17 protein-coding genes, 1 other RNA gene and 1 pseudogene are annotated in these 17,615 nt (G+C 42.1%); all 19 read left to right on the forward strand.

Annotated features, from left to right (window positions below; all coding sequences use genetic code 11):
* Positions 1-27 precede the first annotated feature (27 nt).
* The 19 genes and pseudogenes from QM351_RS06945 (at position 28) to QM351_RS07035 (ending at position 17,378) form a co-directional block, all read left to right on the forward strand.
* On the forward strand, positions 28-1,320 hold the full coding sequence (locus QM351_RS06945; RefSeq protein WP_023919809.1) for an adenylosuccinate synthase: 1,293 nt from the start codon (positions 28-30) through the stop codon (positions 1,318-1,320).
* 219 nt (positions 1,321-1,539) lie between these two features.
* Positions 1,540-2,052 carry a tRNA adenosine(34) deaminase TadA gene (tadA, locus tag QM351_RS06950; RefSeq protein ID WP_414327073.1) on the forward strand — a complete coding sequence of 171 codons (513 nt, stop codon included), beginning with the start codon at positions 1,540-1,542 and terminating at the stop codon, positions 2,050-2,052.
* 38 nt (positions 2,053-2,090) lie between these two features.
* An RNA gene (gene ffs, locus QM351_RS06955) (signal recognition particle sRNA small type) lies at positions 2,091-2,186 on the forward strand.
* A 485-nt stretch (positions 2,187-2,671) separates the two neighbouring features.
* Positions 2,672-4,021 (forward strand): glucose-6-phosphate isomerase, encoded by a 1,350-nt coding sequence (locus tag QM351_RS06960; protein ID WP_008808173.1) that lies wholly within the window; start codon positions 2,672-2,674, stop codon positions 4,019-4,021.
* A 186-nt stretch (positions 4,022-4,207) separates the two neighbouring features.
* Positions 4,208-5,008 carry an SDR family oxidoreductase gene (locus QM351_RS06965; RefSeq protein ID WP_001000837.1) on the forward strand — a complete coding sequence of 267 codons (801 nt, stop codon included), beginning with the start codon at positions 4,208-4,210 and terminating at the stop codon, positions 5,006-5,008.
* Positions 5,009-5,070: 62 nt separating this feature from the next.
* Complete coding sequence (locus tag QM351_RS06970; protein ID WP_080981318.1) at positions 5,071-6,897, forward strand: BglG family transcription antiterminator; 1,827 nt, start codon at positions 5,071-5,073, stop codon at positions 6,895-6,897.
* Positions 6,897-7,394 carry a transcriptional regulator GutM gene (locus QM351_RS06975; RefSeq protein ID WP_001086645.1) on the forward strand — a complete coding sequence of 166 codons (498 nt, stop codon included), beginning with the start codon at positions 6,897-6,899 and terminating at the stop codon, positions 7,392-7,394. Before QM351_RS06970 ends, QM351_RS06975 begins: the two co-directional genes overlap by 1 nt.
* Positions 7,391-7,936 carry a PTS glucitol/sorbitol transporter subunit IIC gene (locus QM351_RS06980; protein WP_001015684.1) on the forward strand — a complete coding sequence of 182 codons (546 nt, stop codon included), beginning with the start codon at positions 7,391-7,393 and terminating at the stop codon, positions 7,934-7,936. The genes QM351_RS06975 and QM351_RS06980 overlap by 4 nt, the downstream gene beginning before the upstream one ends.
* Positions 7,937-7,949: 13 nt before the next feature.
* The gene (locus QM351_RS06985; RefSeq protein WP_020992831.1) at positions 7,950-8,930 is read left to right on the forward strand and encodes a PTS glucitol/sorbitol transporter subunit IIB; all 981 of its coding nucleotides are present in this window, start codon (positions 7,950-7,952) and stop codon (positions 8,928-8,930) included.
* Between the two features lie 98 nt (positions 8,931-9,028).
* Positions 9,029-9,400, forward strand: a complete 372-nt coding sequence (locus QM351_RS06990) for a PTS glucitol/sorbitol transporter subunit IIA (RefSeq protein WP_008808177.1) — start codon at positions 9,029-9,031, stop codon at positions 9,398-9,400.
* 440 nt (positions 9,401-9,840) lie between these two features.
* Positions 9,841-10,317, forward strand: a pseudogene (gene pgi / locus QM351_RS06995) (glucose-6-phosphate isomerase); the annotation flags it as partial.
* Positions 10,318-10,593: 276 nt separating this feature from the next.
* Complete coding sequence (locus QM351_RS07000) at positions 10,594-11,682, forward strand: hypothetical protein (RefSeq protein WP_414327074.1); 1,089 nt, start codon at positions 10,594-10,596, stop codon at positions 11,680-11,682.
* Between the two features lie 118 nt (positions 11,683-11,800).
* Positions 11,801-12,499: a hypothetical protein gene (locus tag QM351_RS07005; protein WP_414327075.1), complete on the forward strand. Its 699-nt coding sequence runs from the start codon at positions 11,801-11,803 to the stop codon at positions 12,497-12,499.
* Between the two features lie 5 nt (positions 12,500-12,504).
* Complete coding sequence (locus tag QM351_RS07010; protein WP_045759977.1) at positions 12,505-13,194, forward strand: hypothetical protein; 690 nt, start codon at positions 12,505-12,507, stop codon at positions 13,192-13,194.
* 14 nt (positions 13,195-13,208) lie between these two features.
* Complete coding sequence (locus QM351_RS07015; protein WP_269796622.1) at positions 13,209-14,117, forward strand: hypothetical protein; 909 nt, start codon at positions 13,209-13,211, stop codon at positions 14,115-14,117.
* Between the two features lie 65 nt (positions 14,118-14,182).
* Positions 14,183-14,881 (forward strand): 2,3,4,5-tetrahydropyridine-2,6-dicarboxylate N-acetyltransferase, encoded by a 699-nt coding sequence (gene dapD, locus QM351_RS07020; protein ID WP_003016885.1) that lies wholly within the window; start codon positions 14,183-14,185, stop codon positions 14,879-14,881.
* Between the two features lie 53 nt (positions 14,882-14,934).
* Positions 14,935-16,068 carry an N-acetyldiaminopimelate deacetylase gene (locus QM351_RS07025; RefSeq protein WP_414327076.1) on the forward strand — a complete coding sequence of 378 codons (1,134 nt, stop codon included), beginning with the start codon at positions 14,935-14,937 and terminating at the stop codon, positions 16,066-16,068.
* A gap of 109 nt (positions 16,069-16,177) precedes the next feature.
* The gene (locus QM351_RS07030) at positions 16,178-16,717 is read left to right on the forward strand and encodes a 5-formyltetrahydrofolate cyclo-ligase (protein WP_414327077.1); all 540 of its coding nucleotides are present in this window, start codon (positions 16,178-16,180) and stop codon (positions 16,715-16,717) included.
* The gene (locus QM351_RS07035; protein WP_414327078.1) at positions 16,701-17,378 is read left to right on the forward strand and encodes a rhomboid family intramembrane serine protease; all 678 of its coding nucleotides are present in this window, start codon (positions 16,701-16,703) and stop codon (positions 17,376-17,378) included. Before QM351_RS07030 ends, QM351_RS07035 begins: the two co-directional genes overlap by 17 nt.
* Positions 17,379-17,615: the final 237 nt, after the last annotated feature.

Consider the following 17,615-nt stretch of genomic DNA (forward strand, 5'->3'; position numbering starts at 1 on the left):
ACTATCTATGGTATATGAAAAAGAATTATGACATCAGTTGTTGTAGTAGGAACCCAATGGGGTGATGAAGGAAAAGGGAAGATTACAGACTTCCTATCAGCCAATGCAGAAGTCATTGCTCGCTATCAAGGTGGGGACAATGCCGGACACACCATCGTAATCGACGGCAAAAAGTTCAAGTTGCACTTGATTCCTTCTGGTATCTTCTTCCCTGAAAAGATCTCTGTCATCGGAAACGGCGTGGTGGTCAACCCTAAATCATTGGTCAAAGAGTTGGCTTATCTCCATGAAGAAGGAGTATCAACGGACAGCCTTCGCATCTCTGACCGTGCCCATGTCATCCTTCCTTACCATATCGAATTGGACCGTCTCCAAGAAGAGTCTAAAGGCGACAACAAAATCGGAACGACCATCAAAGGGATTGGACCAGCCTACATGGACAAGGCTGCGCGTGTGGGAATCCGGATTGCGGACCTTTTGGACCGCGACGTCTTTGCGGAACGTCTTCGCATCAACTTGGAAGAAAAGAACCGTCAATTTACCAAACTCTATGATGCAGAGGCTCTGTCATTTGACGATATCTTCGAAGAATACTATGAATATGGTCAACAAATCAAGCAATATGTAACCGATACTTCTGTCATCTTGAACGATGCTTTGGATAACGGCAAGCGCGTGCTCTTCGAAGGAGCTCAAGGGGTTATGCTGGATATCGACCAAGGAACTTATCCGTTTGTTACTTCATCAAACCCTGTTGCAGGTGGGGTGACCATCGGATCAGGTGTCGGCCCAAGCAAGATCGACAAGGTTGTCGGTGTATGTAAAGCCTACACTAGCCGTGTCGGTGATGGACCATTCCCAACAGAGCTGTTTGATGAAGTGGGCGAGCGCATCCGTGAAGTGGGGCATGAATACGGTACAACGACTGGCCGTCCGCGTCGGGTGGGCTGGTTTGACTCCGTTGTTATGCGCCACAGCCGCCGCGTATCAGGAATTACCAACCTTTCCCTCAACTCCATTGACGTTTTGAGTGGTCTAGATACAGTGAAAATCTGTGTGGCCTACGACTTAGATGGCGAACGCATTGATCACTATCCAGCCAGCTTGGAGCAACTCAAACGTTGCAAACCAATCTATGAAGAATTGCCAGGTTGGTCAGAAGACATCACCGGTGTGCGCCACTTGGATGAGCTTCCAGAAAATGCCCGCAACTATGTCCGCCGGATCGGTGAATTGGTTGGTGTGCGCATTTCAACCTTCTCAGTCGGACCAGATCGTGACCAAACCAATATCCTTGAAAGTGTCTGGTCAAGTAAATAATTCAATAAAAGTTGGGAGTCTCTCTCAACTTTTTTGAGTCTTAAGATTACTTTAAGACCTCTGGGATATACTAAGACAATAAACAAAGACCTCCCAACTTTGTTTAGCACTCTTAACTTTTTTCATAATATCTCCCTATAAGAAGTCACCCATTGGTGGCTTTTTTTGTGGCTTCATCATATAATAGAACAAGAACATAAAAAGTAAGTGAGTGTACAAGTGAGAGACTATACCCTAGAAGAGAAAGAAGCTTTTATGCGAGAGGCTTTAAAAGAGGCAGAGATCGCCTTGGCCCATGAGGAAATACCCATTGGCTGTGTCATTGTCAAAGACGGTGAAATCATTGGACGTGGCCACAACGCGAGAGAGGAATTGCAGCGAGCGGTCATGCATGCGGAGGTGATGGCGATCGAGGAGGCCAATCAGCGTGAAAATAGCTGGCGCCTGCTGGATACGACGCTTTTTGTCACGATTGAGCCCTGTGTCATGTGTAGTGGTGCCATTGGTCTAGCTCGGATTCCCCAGGTGATTTACGGGGCGACCAATCAGAAGTTCGGTGGAGCAGGTAGTCTCTACGACATTTTGGCAGATGAACGCCTCAATCACCGAGTCGAAGTAGAAACAGGAATCTTGGAAGCAGAATGTGCAGCCATCATGCAGACCTTCTTCCGCCAAGGTCGAGAACGAAAAAAACAAGCCAAACTCGCAGCCAAGGCCGAAACACAAGAATAAAAACCGGACCTTTGCAAAATCCACAAATTATGATATAATACCTATCGGAGCAACAGTTCTGCGTGAAGCGGGTCAGGGGAGGAATCCAGCAGCCCTAAGCGAAGTGAACTGTGTGCTCTTTTCTATTGCTCTTGATGAGTCAAGTCCAAGGGACGCAGAAGAATCCTAGAGCAATGGATGCAGTTTTTCCCGCTAGGGAAAAAGCTGTAAACCTATGATAGCCCTTAGTGAATCAAGTCCAACGGACGCGGATGAACTTAGGTGCATTGACGCAGTTCGAACAAAGTGAGAACTAGGTTCCGAAGTATAATGAATCAAGCCTAAAAGGTGCAGATGAATATTGGAGCAGCGAATCTAGTTTGAACGGACCTGAAATGAATTCAGCTGACATCCAATCTTAAGAAGCGTATTTGTTTTCTTGTCAATCAAAATTGTTCTTCTCAATAGGCCTAAAATTTGTTGTCTTACGCAAACGAATGCTCTCGGTTATGTCCTAAGGTTAGCTTATTTAGAAAAATAGTATAGAATATAAAATGTAAACGTTTTAAAATAGTGAAAGCACTTGCTTATTTTTTCTTAAAGCGTTATCATAAAAGAAAAGAACAATTGGAGGATAAACATGTCACATATTAAATTTGACTACTCAAAGGTGTTAGATAAATTTGTAGCACCACATGAACTAGATTATATGCAGCCTCAAGTGACTGCTGCAGATTCTGCTCTGCGAAATGGTACAGGTCCTGGGGCAGAAATGACTGGCTGGTTGAACTTGCCTGAAGAATATGACAAAGATGAATTTGCTCGTATTCAAAAGGCTGCTGCTAAAATCCAATCTGATAGTGAGGTATTGATCGTAATCGGTATTGGTGGTTCCTATTTAGGAGCTCGTGCAGCTATTGATTTCTTGAATAATTCTTTTGTAAATCTACAAAGCAAGGAAGAACGCAAGGCACCTCAAATCCTCTATGCTGGAAATTCTATTTCTTCAAGCTATTTGGCTGATTTGGTAGACTATGTATCAGACAAAGATTTCTCTGTCAACGTTATTTCTAAGTCAGGAACGACTACAGAGCCTGCTATTGCTTTCCGTGTCTTCAAAGAACTCTTGGTTAAGAAGTATGGTCAGGAAGAAGCAAATAAACGGATTTATGCAACTACAGACCGCGCTAAAGGTGCAGTTAAGGTTGAAGCAGATGCTAATGGCTGGGATACTTTTGTAGTGCCTGATAGTGTAGGTGGTCGTTTTACAGTATTGACAGCAGTGGGACTCTTGCCAATCGCAGCTGCAGGGGCTGATATCAGCAAGTTAATGGAAGGAGCAAATGCTGCTCGCAAGGCTTATGCTTCTGATAAGTTGGCTGAAAATGAAGCATATCAATATGCAGTTGTACGCAATATCTTGTACCGTAAAGGTTATCTGACAGAAGTTCTAGCTAACTATGAACCATCTCTACAATACTTCTCTGAGTGGTGGAAGCAACTGGCTGGTGAGTCAGAAGGGAAAGACCAAAAAGGTATTTACCCAACTTCAGCCAACTTCTCAACAGACTTGCACTCTCTGGGACAATTTATCCAGGAAGGTACCCGTATCCTCTTTGAAACAGTTGTACGTGTAGATAAACCTCGCAAAAATGTGCTGATTCCTGAATTGGCAGAAGACTTGGACGGTCTTGGCTACTTGCAAGGAAAAGATGTTGACTTTGTCAATAAAAAAGCTACAGATGGAGTGCTGTTAGCACACACTGATGGTGGAGTTCCAAATATGTTTGTGACACTGCCTGAGCAAGATGAGTTCACTTTGGGCTACACTATTTACTTCTTTGAGTTGGCTATTGCTCTTTCTGGCTACCTGAATGGTATCAATCCATTTGACCAGCCTGGAGTTGAGGCTTATAAGAAAAACATGTTTGCCCTTCTTGGAAAACCAGGCTTTGAAGAGCTGGGTGCTGAGCTGAATGCACGCCTTTGATTCTTATATGCCTTGAGTTCATTTAGAGTATAAAAAGAGATCCACAAGTTCATTTCTTGTGGATTTTTTAGTACAAGCCTCATAATTAGTTTATTATTTTTTTGAACAGTATAAAAAAGAGTGTCTTAATTCTTTTATGAAAGCGCTGTATAATTGCCTTGTAAATAAAATTTGAGAGGTATCAAAATGAATGATTGGTTAAACATAAAAGGCAAAACAGTTCTTGTGACTGGCGCGTCATCTGGGATCGGTAAGGCAATCGTTGAAGAATTGCTGGAATTAGGTGTCAATGTAGCGAATTTCGATCTTAGCGACAACGATTTGCGTCATCCAAATCTATTATTTGTAAAAGTTGATGTAACTTCTCGCTCTGAAGTAGAAGAGGGTGTTGCCAAAATAGTTGAAAGATTTGGCAATATTGATGCAGTGGTCAATAATGCAGGGATTAATATCCCTAGATTATTAATCGATGCAGAAAATCCTAAAGGTCCTTACGAATTGGACGATGAGACGTTCGAAAAAGTAACGATGATTAATCAAAAAGGTTTGTATCTGGTTAGTCAGGCAGTGGGACGTATTTTAGTGAAAAATGGAAAAGGTGTAATTGTGAACATGGCTTCAGAAGCAGGCTTGGAAGGTTCTGAAGGACAAAGTGCCTATGCTGCCACAAAAGCAGCAGTCTATAGTTACACTCGTTCATGGGCAAAAGAGCTGGGTAAGCATGGTGTACGTGTGGTTGGAATTGCTCCAGGAATTATGGAAGCTACGGGACTTCGAACTCTTTCTTATGAGGAAGCTCTTGCTTATACCCGTGGAAAGACGGTAGAAGATATTCGAGCTGGTTATGCTTCAACTTCAACAACTCCTTTGGGACGAAGTGGTAAACTACGGGAAGTAGCTGACCTTGTAGCATTCTATATTTCAGACCGTTCTAGCTATATAACTGGAGTCACTACAAATATTGCCGGGGGGAAAACTCGCGGTTAAAAAAATGAAGGTGAGGAAGAGAGTTGACCATAGTAAATCGATGGTATAACATTTTAGAAAAAATGGTCTCACAGCCAACTTATTCCTTGGTAGATATGCGCTCAGAGCTGGATATTAGTATGCAAACCTTGCAAAAGAGTATCCAACAATTAAATGATGTTTTGGCTCCGAGTATCCAGATTATCTCACAAGATGATAAGTTAATGTTAGAGGTGTATGACTATACTGAGTTGGAAAGGATTTTATCTGGTAGTTTAAAACGGGAGAGTGACTTCAATTCTTCCAGTAAAAGAATTGCCTATTTACTAAAACGTTTAATTAAGTCAACCTCCCCTCTTCTTATTGACGACTTGGCTGAGGAGGCAGGTGTTAGTAGAAGTACCCTTAATAAGGATTTAAAACAAGTAAAATCTTTGGCAGAGAGTTACTCTATCACTATTTCAGGAAAGCCCAACCGTGGGCTGGAGGTCTTGGGGTCCGAGCTGAATTTGCGCTTGCTCTATATTCACCAAGTGGCCCCTTACTTTGAAGGAAAGACACTCACCGAGGCAACATCTTCTTTTCTGGAGACGCTACTCCAGGAGTATAAAATCCCGAAAGAAACAAAGGAACTCCTTCGAAAGACAATTTCAATTATGGTGGAGCGTATTTATGCATCTAGGGTGTTGAGTTGCCCTATTCCTTACTATAGGAATGATTTAACAGAGACACCTTTGGTTGAAAAATTAATCTATCATATTGAGATGACTTATAAGATTTCCCTCAGTCAGTTTGAAATAGACTTTTTGTGTTTTCCGTTTAATATCCGTTTTATTGACACTTTAAGCAAGCCGTCTTATCAATCTGAACAGCTTGCAAACATTTTTCAAGGGATTGTCAAGAAAGTCAAAGAAACAATGTTGGTTAACTTTGATGATGAAGAATTATTTGAAGAAATCAAGTCTCATCTAGGCCCCTTAATCAATCGACTGATTTTCCATGTGCAAGCTAATGATATATTCCATGGCGAGGTTCAAACTCAATATCCTTTTGCTTTTGAAATGGCGAAAATTGCTGGAGAAGAACTGTCTGCAATTTTTGGTTCTGAATTGGAATTATCTGAAATCGGATATCTGGCTTTGTATTTTGAAATGATTTTAAGAAAGCAAAACTCTGTTGTAAATGGTTCTCGCAAGCAGATAGCAGTAGTTTGCACAACAGGAAGAGGAACTGCTGCGATGATTATTCAGCAACTCAGACGAATCCTTGGAAATGATGTAGACATTACTCAGTATTCTGAAGAGGATTTTAATCTGGATTTGAATCAGGACTATTTCGCGATTTTTACGACAGTTCCTCTAAAATATAAAGATTCTAAATCTCCAGTCATTCAAGTTAATCATCTTTTTGATGATCAATGGCTGCGGGAAGAATGGCAGAGGGCCAATGCTTTTCATCAAAAAAATCTAGAAACAGTCAGCTTACGTTTTCTTCGGTTGAGTCCCCAAAAAACCTATCAGCAATACTTGCTAAATATGGTTGCAGAGTTAGAGAAACTTCAGATGATTGATGAAGGTTTTAGAAATCGGATAATTGATAGGGAGAAAAAACAATCAACCATTTTTGGTGGAGGAATTGCCTTCCCCCATACAATTAACCAGGGTTATGCAAAGACTATTTTAATGTTTGGAAAGCTAGAAGAGCCTTATCAAAAAGGAGATGATTGGATTGAATTTATCTTTCTAGTCGCCATTCCCTCAGAAATTGAAAGCAAAATGGAGAGTGAATTGCTGGAATTGTATGACGACATTTTTCGAATTGCAGGAGAGCCTTCTCTAAAAGAAGCTTTGAGGGCTGTAGAAACAGAGACAGAGTTTCTATCATTTTCTAAGAGCAAAGGAGTATTTTAATGAATTCGCTAATAATTTTCGCTGTATTTGTCATGGCAGCTTATATATTTCAAATGTTCCTCGGCTGGCAGCAACTCAAAGACTTCAATAAGACCTATACGATGCTCCGAAGACTGGGGCGCGTAGCGATTGGCAGGAAGTCCGGAAGAATCAAATCCGGTACGATTGTCATGTTCGCGGTTGATGAAAACGGTCGGGTTCTTAAAGCTAGCAAAATGCAAGGAGTCACAATCTTAGCACGTTTTCAAAATATGGACGATTATGTTGGAGAAGACATCCATTATTTTGACAAGTATAATCCTCTTGTGAGAAAAGAAAATAAGTTGATGCAATCAGCCATAGAAGATGCTAGAAAAGTCTATCTTTGGCATGAGGCAGGTATTGAGAAAGAGACAAGTTCATCTGATTCTTTTCTGGGATTCGGCTTTTATGCGAATTACTTACAATTATCTATTAAACAGTTATTTAAAAAAAATAAGAAAGGGAGTTCCTTATGAATCACATTACAAATTTTGCAGAGAGTTTTATGAAACTCTTCCAATTAGGTGGAGAAACCTTTATTAGCTGGATGACAAATATTGTACCGCTTGTCTTAATGCTATTGATTGCAATGAATACCCTTATCGCTTTCTTGGGAGAAGAGAAGGTCAATTCCCTGGCTAAGATTTCTGCCAAAAATCCTGTTAGCCGGTATATGATTTTACCTTTCATTTCAGCCTTTATGCTGGGGAATCCGATGGCAATCAGTATGGGACGTTTCTTACCAGAATATTATAAACCTAGTTTTGTAGCAGCTCAGATGCAGTTCTGCCATACTTCAAATGGTGTATTTCCGCATATCAATCCTGGGGAATTGTTTGTATGGATGGGAATTGCAACAGGAATTCAAACTTTAGGTTTAAGTCAAATGGACTTAGCCATTCGTTACATGCTTGTTGGGCTTGTCATGAACTTTGTAGGCGGTTGGGTGACCGATTTTACAACTGCTTATGTAGCAAAACAGCAAGGTGTTACCTTGAGTAAAACATTTGATTTATAGAAAGAGTGAAATTATGTCATATAAGAGTATAAAAGTTGTTAAAGGAAATGGCGGTTTCGGAGGACCTTTGGTCATTACACCTAGTGAAGCTAAGCATAAATTCATCTATATCACTGGCGGAGGAGAAAAGCCAGATATTGTGGATAAAATTGCTGATTTGACCGGTATGGAAGCTGTTAATGGGTTTAAAACTTCTATCCCAGATGAGGAAATTGCTTTAGCAATCGTGGATTGTGGCGGTACTCTTCGCTGTGGTATTTATCCTAAAAAGGGGATCCCTACAATAAATATTGTAGCTACAGGGAAAAGTGGGCCTCTAGCTCAATATATAACCGAGGAAATCTATGTGTCAGCAGTTGGCCTTAATCAAATTTCTGCTGCTAATGAAGACGAAAAAGCGACAACTGTGGTAACAGAAAAGCCAACTTACGATACTAGTAAAAAAATTACAGAGCAAAAAGCTGAAACAAGTATTGTAGCAAGAATTGGGATGGGCGCTGGGAAGGTCGTTGCGACTTTCAACCAGGCTGCTCGTGAAGCCATCCAAACAATGCTCAACACGATCATTCCTTTCATGGCCTTTGTTTCCTTGCTGATTGGGGTTATTCAAGGTTCAGGTGTTGGAAATTGGCTGGCAAAATTAATGGTTCCCCTAGCTGGGAACATCTGGGGACTCATTTTGATTGGCTTTATCTGTTCCTTGCCATTCCTATCTCCTTTGTTAGGCCCCGGAGCTGTTATCAGTCAGATTATTGGAACCTTAATTGGAGTTGAAATCGGCAAAGGGAATATTCCGCCCCAAATGGCTCTGCCAGCTATATTTGCTATCAACACTCAAAACGGTTGTGATTTCATTCCTGTAGCACTCGGTCTATCTGAAGCCAAGGCTGAAACAGTTGAGGTTGGTGTCCCTTCTGTGCTTTATTCACGCTTTCTCAATGGTGTTCCGCGGGTGCTAGTAGCTTGGATAGCTAGTATTGGCCTTTATCAGTAAACCTTTGATAGATGCACGTAAACATAGCAACTATTATGTTAAACTTATCTATAAGCATAAGTTTATGACAGATTTGAGAAAGGATGAATAGGAATTAGATGAAGAAAATTTTTGAAGCTAAAGTAATTCAAGTGGGGCCTGAAGCTCAGAATATGATTCAAGATGCCAATATGCTCATTTTGTTTGGAGAAGAAGCTCCGGAAGACTTAGCAGAGTATTGTTTTAAAATCGATAACAAAAATCTTCTAGGTGCAATACTAGAAGGTGGAAAGCTGGTGGTAGATAGTCAGGAATATTCGATTACTGCCGTAGGAAATGTAGTAGAAAAAAATTTAACTGGACTGGGCCATATCACGATTTCTTTTGATGGTTCAAAAGAGGGCAGCCTGCCGGGCACTCTCCATGTTGCAGCAGACCAAGCAGTAGTAATTGAAAAGGACTCTACCATTCAGATTTTCGAAACTGCTTGACCATAACAAAATTTAAAATCAAGCAATTTAGAAACATAAAAGTCAAAAAAATTGATTCAGAGCTTGGACAAAAAGTCCAGGCTTCTGGGTCTAAATTAGAAAAAATAGATGACGCGGTGGTTGATTGGCATCTTCCTTCGCTTTTTAAGCCCCAAAGATTGCCTGATCAACTGTGCGGGGGTGGGAAGATGAACTTTTTAACTTGTTTGAAGTTCTTTCCCACTCCCTTTTTGATAGGGAAAATAATTTATGTTTTAATATTGTAAAATTTGTCATTGTTTTTCAATGTTTTCGCAATATGACAAATCAACAAAATTTATAAGGATAAAAGCATGCCAGAAAAAGACGGTCAAGGTCAAGCGCAAAGAGCTTGAAGTCAATCAAACTAGCCAGCCAGTGCAAGGGAATTTCCAGCAGATGCATCCATAAGGTGTGCCTGAACAGAAGGAAAAGACCAAAAAGGTATTTACCCAACTTCAGCAAACTTCTCAACAGACTTGCACTCATTGGGTCAATTTATCCAAGAAGGAACTCGTATCATGTTTGAAACAGTTGTCCGTGTGGACAAACCACGTAAGAACGTGATCATCCCTACATTGGAAGAAGACCTTGATGGACTTGGTTACCTTCAAGGGAAAGACGTTGACTTTGTAAACAAAAAAGCAACTGACGGTGTTCTTCTTGCCCACACAGACGGTGACGTGCCAAACATGTACGTAACTCTTCCTGAGCAAGATGCCTTCACTCTTGGTTATGCCATCTACTTCTTCGAGTTGGCCATCGCCCTTTCAGGTTACTTGAACGCGATCAACCCATTTGACCAACCAGGTGTTGAAGCCTACAAGAAAAATATGTTTGCCCTTCTTGGTAAACCAGGATTTGAAGAACTTGGAGCAGAACTCAACGCTCGTCTTTAATCAATAGACAAAACGATCTCGCAAGAGGTCGTTTTTTTACTTGCTAAACAAACTCATATTTTTGTCCCCTGGAATCAATTATAAAAACACGATCTAGTTATGTTTCTCAATCATATGGTTAACTGATTGCTATTGTCTCCCTTCGCAAGAAATTTTAAGATAAGCATCTAAAAGGTCGGATATCTCTCCGATCTTTTTTAGTCTATCAAGACAGGAGTTGGTCCTTGCTTGGTTTTATGTTATAGTAGAAGAGAAGAATAAAAAGGAGAATTCGAAATGTCCGAGAAAGATCAAGAACAATTTATGAAACATACTCCCGTAGAGGGTGCGCCTCAATTTGATGTGGCTGCGCCAGCCTTTGTCCCAAAAGAAGAAGCCGAAGACTTGGTCGTTCCAGAAGCTAGTGGCCTTTCAGTGACAGAGACGAAAGCAACGAAAGAAGAGGCAGACGAGCCAGCTGTTTCAGAAACAGTGGAGCCTCCAAAGGTGGATGAAGCAACTGTTGGAGAACATCCGGATGTAGTTGCTACTCCCCAACCGACTCCTCCATTCCAACCTGCGCCTCAAGCTCCTCAAAACATGGCAGCTGAGCCAGTTGGTCCGCAAACAGTGCCTGTTCCTGAGACACCTATTCCACAAGCTCCTCTTTCTCCTGTTGGAAGACCGATGGATACTGCAGACAAGAAGGCGATTCGTTTTGCCCTTGGGATTTTAGTTGGGCTTCTTATCGGTGGAGTCAGTGGCTATTTGATTGGTCATGCTAGCCCTAGCACGTCATCATCTAGAAAGCAGACTTCTTGGTCAGGTAACCAGTCTGGTTCGTCTTCCAATATCGATTTGGATCAATTGACCGCAGAAGACGCGGAAGTTGATTTTAGCTGGAAACAGTCTGATATCGAGCAACTTCAGTTTTTAACAGGAAGTGATGCTGGGGAGACTCCTGAGGAAATGATTGAAGCTTATGGGAAAGCTAGCTCCGTTCAATTTGAAAGTGGAGAATTGAAATTATTTTGGGATGATAACTCTTATAATAAAGAGGTCAAAGCGACTTACTCTAAGAAAGGGAAAGAATTCCAGCTTGTCAAATTTGAATTTAATCAATTTGGGAAAAATCTTACGGTTGAGGATAACTTTGCAGATGGGTTCAAGGTTGGAGATAGTGAAACCGGTGCTGGAGGGACCTCTTACAAAGAGCTTTTAGAAAAATACGGTGATGCAGTCAATCTGACGGTGAGTTCATCTGATGATTCAGACGAGATAGAATTGGTCATGGACTTCCAAAAGAAAAATGGGGACTACGTGGATTTGACCTTTATTCGCCAAGAAAATGGAGATTTTCTTTTGAGCAGTAAAGATAGCTTCTAAAAGGATAAGACAAGAAAGAGGCGCAAGCCTTTTTTCTTTCAAATAAGACAAGACAAATGCGCTAATTTTCTATACAATAGAAGGTGTTTAGATAGAAAGAGCATAAAGGATGGAAGAAATGAAACAGTGGATAGAACATCATAAGCGGATCCTACAAAAAGCTGCAGGGGCTTTGCTGGCTTTTATGATTGGTATTTGCTTGGTGTTTATGATTCATCCAGTGCAAACCTTGCCCAAAGATCGCTTGTTGAGTTTGTCTCGCATGCAAGAAGACAGCCAGCAATTTGTTGCGTCTTCTTCCAAAGCGCCAGCTTTAGAAGACTTGTTATCATTGGAGCTTGTAAGGGGAGAAGGAAAGGTACAAAAAAGTTGGGTGACTTTGTCTGCATTCGTCAAAAAATTTGGAAAAGCAGCGAGCTTTACACAAGAAGATACGAGTTTTGGAGCACAAGTCAAGTTAGGCTATGGGGCTTCTGTGAAGGGGCTCTATCCTTATACCATAGAATTTCAAAAGCAGGATAATGATTTTTATTTGAGCTCGATTCAAGGATTTGCGCCAAAATCGTCTCACTATCAGAGCAAAAAGGACTTAAAACAGGCAGATTTTACAGGCTATCAGACGCTAGATGGGAAAAAGGAAAAGGGAACGGCAGTAGAAGAAGTCTTGAAAAAATCAGGTCTTCCCAATTCTCTTAGTTTGACCTCTGTAAAGGACAAGCAAGTTTTAGCTTTGTCTTATCAGGTGACAGATGGATTGGTCTCTTTGACCTTTGAACGCGACCAGAGTGGTCAGTATCGTTTGACGAAGAAGGGGTGAAGCAAATGATCGAGTGGATGAAAAAAAATCGAAAAGAACTCTTGCTGCCGTTTTTATGTTTTGTTTTAGGGTTGTTACTTGCGATTGCAAGCATCCAGGTGCAAGAGCAGGGAACCGATACCAAGGAGGACCAAACGCTTTCCCGTTTTCAGCCAAAGGATTACAAGAATTTGGTAAGCAACGATCAAGAAATCAAGCAGTTTAAATGGACCATCGAAGCTGTGGCGAATTTGAAAGTCCGTCTTAAGCAGAGTCAGCAACCAGGAACCCGCTTGGAAACAGTTGTGACGGAATGGGGAAAAGCACAAAAAGTTCGCTACACAAAGACAGCTCAAGGGGAACAAACCGTTCTTGTCTTGACTTATGCAGCTAAGCAAACCGATCAGGGGAAGAAAAGTGTGAACTTGTGGTTTGAAGAAGAGAAAGACCAGGGGTATCGCTTGACGATGGTGGATGCGACGAATTTGTTGGACGCAAAAGAGAAGACAAGCAGTGAGAAAGAAATCACTACTGAAAAAGAGCACAAAGGTGCAGAATTCGCCCAGCTTATTAAGAAACTAGGAAATCCTCAACGCTTAATCTGGGGGGAAGTGTCAGATGGCGGAATGGGGTATCGCGCGACTTACCAGCTACCAGGGCAGTCAGAAGTGGTAATGGAATTCAAGAAAAAAGGCAAGAAATTAGTGTTGGTATAAGAAGGGAGACATCATTGGACGATCAACGGACAGACATCAAGGCAACTTCTTCTCACCAGGGTGGGAGTCGCTTGATTTCAGAAGCTGACCTGGCTTCAATAGGGGGAAGCAGGCATTCAGAACCAAGACAAACGGTACTAGACTCCCAATCGGATAGGGATAAAACCTACTCTCCTTCCTCTAAGAGTGAAGGGTCTTCGCTGGCAGCCTTTTTTGGTTTATTGGCCATGCTGGGATTAATTGCCTATCTGGCTTCAGGAGGTATTCATAGTTCTTCTACTACTAGTGAATATGGAAGCACTAGCTTGTCTTATGGAACTAGAAAGGAAATCTTGAGAGGTGGTACGAGTAGCTTGATTGCTCCGGAGAGGGAATTTCAGTTTCAAGTGACCTATGAGAAGGCCATTTCCCTGATTCCTGGTTTAAGTGAGGGAGATCAAGGTCGTCATTATTCAACTTCTCTGTCTCCACAGGAAGTGGTAGCTGTACTGGGGAAGGCTAGCAGTGGGGAAGAAACCTACCAAGAAGGTGGTGTCAGTCCTTTTATGACACAATTGGAGTATCAGTCTGAAGGCTCTCCTTCTTCCGTAACAGTTTTACTTTCAAATATTGGTGTTGATCGTTTATCTTCTCTTGATTTTAAAAACTTAAACAGTGAGCGATTAGCCAATAAAAATGGTAGCTTAAACAGAGAAGATTTTGCCAATATGAAAATAGGAACGAGCTATTCAGATCTTGTGAATACAGTAGGAATTCCTAGCAGTGTTTCTTGGTCGAGTATGCTGGGTTCAGAGTCCTTCTTAACCTTTTACTATAAGCTTTCTGATTCGCGGTCCGTCATTATTCACTTTGGCAGCAATCGTACCATCAGTGAAATCAAGGGTCTAGAAGATTCAGCGACATCAACTTCCACGTCGCCTTAGGTGTCCATCTCACTAGGATTGTGGTATAATATGGATACCTTTAATTGAAATGAATGGAGAATCTCATGACTGCACAAAAAATGTCTGCACAAGAAATTATCGCTTTTATTGGAAATGCAGAAAAGAAAACAAATGTGAAAGTAACCTTTGAAGGGGAATTGGCAACAGCTGTTCCTGCTTCTGTTACCAAGCTTGGCAATGTTTTGTTCGGTGACTGGAAAGATATCGAGCCCCTTCTTGCCAACTTGACAGAGAACAAGGATTATGTGGTCGAACAAGATGGTCGTAATTCAGCTGTTCCCTTGCTGGATAAGCGCTATCTAAATGCACGTATTGAACCAGGTGCTATTATCCGTGACCAAGTGACCATCGAAGATAATGCTGTCGTGATGATGGGGGCTGTCATCAATATCGGTGCTGAAATCGGTGCAGGTACTATGATTGATATGGGGGCTATCCTTGGAGGTCGTGCAACAGTTGGTAAAAACAGCCACATCGGTGCAGGTGCCGTTCTTGCGGGTGTCATTGAGCCAGCTTCTGCTGAGCCTGTTCGGATCGGTGACAATGTCTTGGTCGGTGCTAACGCTGTTGTGATTGAAGGGGTTCAAGTAGGGAACGGATCAGTTGTTGCCGCTGGAGCTATCGTTACTCAAGATGTCCCTGAAAATGTGGTCGTAGCTGGTGTCCCAGCTCGCATCATCAAGGAAATTGATGAAAAAACACAACAAAAAACAGCACTCGAAGACGCTTTGCGTAATTTGTAACATATTGATAGTAGAGGCCGCAAGGCCTCTATTCTAATAGAAAGAAGACAACTATGACATTGGACTTAATCAAAATCAGACGGGATTTGCACCAAATCCCTGAAATTGGCTTGGAAGAATTTGAAACCCAAGCCTACCTCTTAGAGCGAATCGCAGAGATCACAGCGGGCAAGGACTTTGTAGAGCAACGGACTTGGCGGACCGGGATCCTGGTTTATCTCCATGGGTCTGCTCCGGAAAAAACTATTGGTTGGCGGACGGATATCGATGGCTTACCGATTGTGGAACAAACGGGCCTTGATTTTGCCTCCAAGCACGAAGGACGGATGCATGCTTGTGGTCATGATATGCACATGACGACAGCCCTTGGACTGTTGGATCAACTGGTTCAAGTGCAACCAAAAAATAACCTGCTCTTTCTCTTCCAACCAGCTGAAGAAAATGAAGCTGGTGGGATGCTCATGTATAAGGACAATGCTTTTGGCGACTGGCTCCCTGATGAATTTTATGGTCTGCATGTGCGCCCTGATTTGAAGGTGGGGGACATTGCGACCAATACGGGTACCCTTTTTGCGGGGACCTGTGAAGTCAAGATCACCTTTACAGGAAAGGGAGGGCATGCCGCCTTTCCACATGAGGCCAATGACGCTCTTGTAGCAGCCTCTTACTTCATTACCCAAGTCCAATCGGTCGTGAGTCGAAATGTCGATCCGATTGAAGGGGCTGTGGTGACTTTTGGTTCCATGCATGCAGGAACAACCAATAATGTGATTGCTGAGACAGCCTTCCTTCATGGGACCATTCGGACCTTGACCATGGAGATGAACCTTTTGACTCAAAAACGGGTCAAAGACATTGCAGAAGGAGTTGCAGCAGCCTTTGATGTGAAATTGGACCTGGAACTCAAGCAAGGAGGCTACCTACCTGTGGAAAACCAACCAGAATTGGCCAAAGAACTCATGGACTTTTTCACAGCTGAGGAAGACGTGAACCTGATTGATATTCTGCCTGCGATGACAGGAGAAGACTTCGGCTTTCTCTTGAGCAAAGTCCCTGGTGTCATGTTCTGGTTGGGGATTGATGCCCCTTATGCCTTACACCATCCGAAGATGAGCCCAAATGAAGCAGCCCTTCCCTTTGCTGTGGAAAACATTGGTAAATTTTTGAAAATGAAGGCCAACCAATAAAGGAATGATTCAACTCCGTCTGGAGTTGGATTTTTTCTTTGTTGTATAAAAACTGTTCGGATCTTTCCTAAAAAATGATACAATTAAAGCTAGACAAAAGGAGTAGGGAATGAAGAAAACACTACGAAAAGAAACCATTGCAGCCATGAAACAGTTGCCAGAATCCGTAAAAACTCAAGCAGATGAAGAACTGACTCAGCGCCTCTTGGAGTTACCAGCTTTTCAGGAGGCAAAGACCCTTGCGACCTATCTGTCTTTTGACCATGAAGTTTCCACAGCTGGCTTGATCCAAGCAGCTCTTCAACTTGGAAAACGCGCCTGTGTTCCCCGTACCTATCCACAAGGGCGAATGGAATTTGTGGAATACGATCCTAATATTTTGGAAAAGACACGCTTTGGTTTGTTGGAGCCCAATGAAAAAGGAAGGGTTGTGGATCAGTCAGAGATTGATCTGATCCATGTACCAGGCGTGGTCTTCCAGTCAAAAGGCTACCGAATTGGCTATGGTGGTGGCTATTATGATCGTTATTTGGAAGATTTTACTGGAAAAACGGTTAGTACGATTTATTCCATTCAGCAGAAGGATTTCCAGCCAGATACGTTTGATCAGGCAGTTCAGGAGGTGCTAGTCTATGAAGTTACTCTTTGATCGTCGTTATCCTGTGACCAGCCTCTTATTGCTCGTGACAACGGCAGTCTTTCTTTCCATGTTTATCCGATTTGGAGGCGACTACCAAACAGGTGCTGCTATTTACTATAGCGGTGGTATTATTGGAGAGGTTGTGAAAGTCGATCCTAGCCAGTTATGGCGAATCGTAACAGCTACATTTGTTCATATCGGCCTAGAACATTTTGTGCTCAATATGATCACCCTCTATTACTTGGGACGTTTGGCAGAAGACCTCTTTGGATCGAAGGCTTTCTTAGTTCTTTATCTCTTATCAGGCATGATGGGCAATGTCTTTGTTGCTATTTTTACGCCAGATGTGATTGCAGCAGGAGCTTCTACAGCCCTCTTTGGACTGTTTGGGACCATTGGTGCTTTGCGCTTTATTGTCCAAAGTCCCTATATTCGCCACTTGAGTCAGTCCTATACCAGCTTGATTGTGGTCAATTTGATCTTTAGCTTCATGCCAGGGATCAGTATGGCGGGGCACATCGGTGGCTTAGTAGCTGGGGTCATGTTGGCTTATGTCTTTCCAATAAGAGGGGAAGCTCGCTTTATGAACCGAACCTATCAGATGAGTGCAGCTCTATCTTATCTCTTACTTTTGCTTTATTTCTTAGGTAAAATCTTAACTCTATTTTAAGAAGAGGCTAGGACAAAAGTCCTAGCCTCTTAATTATTTTTGGATTGTCGAGCAAGACGCAGTGGTTGAGTGGGCTCTACTACGCTGATTTCATCAGCTTTTACAGCCCTACTCAACTGTGCGGAGGTGGGACGACGAAATCGAATTCTAACGAATTACCGATTTCTGTCCCACTCTCTTTTTTTCCTAAAAAATGTAGTGCAATCGTAAACTAACAGAAAATTGTTTGAAATGCAA

It is taken from the genome of Streptococcus parasanguinis (genome assembly GCF_047465465.1).
Taxonomy (GTDB): Bacteria; Bacillota; Bacilli; order Lactobacillales; family Streptococcaceae; genus Streptococcus; species Streptococcus parasanguinis_AI.

What these genes read in the sequence shown, in the direction of transcription:
- QM351_RS06985 (WP_020992831.1), top strand. Translation starts at nt 7,950, where the DNA reads ATGTCATATAAGAGTATAAAAGTTGTTAAAGGAAATGGCGGTTTCGGA.
- QM351_RS06980 (WP_001015684.1), top strand. Translation starts at nt 7,391, where the DNA reads ATGAATCACATTACAAATTTTGCAGAGAGTTTTATGAAACTCTTCCAA.
- QM351_RS06990 (WP_008808177.1), top strand. Translation starts at nt 9,029, where the DNA reads ATGAAGAAAATTTTTGAAGCTAAAGTAATTCAAGTGGGGCCTGAAGCT.
- QM351_RS06970 (WP_080981318.1), top strand. Translation starts at nt 5,071, where the DNA reads ATGGTCTCACAGCCAACTTATTCCTTGGTAGATATGCGCTCAGAGCTG.
- QM351_RS07000 (WP_414327074.1), top strand. Translation starts at nt 10,594, where the DNA reads ATGTCCGAGAAAGATCAAGAACAATTTATGAAACATACTCCCGTAGAG.
- QM351_RS07005 (WP_414327075.1), top strand. Translation starts at nt 11,801, where the DNA reads ATGAAACAGTGGATAGAACATCATAAGCGGATCCTACAAAAAGCTGCA.
- QM351_RS07035 (WP_414327078.1), top strand. Translation starts at nt 16,701, where the DNA reads ATGAAGTTACTCTTTGATCGTCGTTATCCTGTGACCAGCCTCTTATTG.
- QM351_RS06960 (WP_008808173.1), top strand. Translation starts at nt 2,672, where the DNA reads ATGTCACATATTAAATTTGACTACTCAAAGGTGTTAGATAAATTTGTA.
- QM351_RS06945 (WP_023919809.1), top strand. Translation starts at nt 28, where the DNA reads ATGACATCAGTTGTTGTAGTAGGAACCCAATGGGGTGATGAAGGAAAA.
- QM351_RS07025 (WP_414327076.1), top strand. Translation starts at nt 14,935, where the DNA reads ATGACATTGGACTTAATCAAAATCAGACGGGATTTGCACCAAATCCCT.
- QM351_RS06965 (WP_001000837.1), top strand. Translation starts at nt 4,208, where the DNA reads ATGAATGATTGGTTAAACATAAAAGGCAAAACAGTTCTTGTGACTGGC.
- QM351_RS06975 (WP_001086645.1), top strand. Translation starts at nt 6,897, where the DNA reads ATGAATTCGCTAATAATTTTCGCTGTATTTGTCATGGCAGCTTATATA.
- QM351_RS07010 (WP_045759977.1), top strand. Translation starts at nt 12,505, where the DNA reads ATGATCGAGTGGATGAAAAAAAATCGAAAAGAACTCTTGCTGCCGTTT.
- QM351_RS07030 (WP_414327077.1), top strand. Translation starts at nt 16,178, where the DNA reads ATGAAGAAAACACTACGAAAAGAAACCATTGCAGCCATGAAACAGTTG.
- dapD (WP_003016885.1), top strand. Translation starts at nt 14,183, where the DNA reads ATGACTGCACAAAAAATGTCTGCACAAGAAATTATCGCTTTTATTGGA.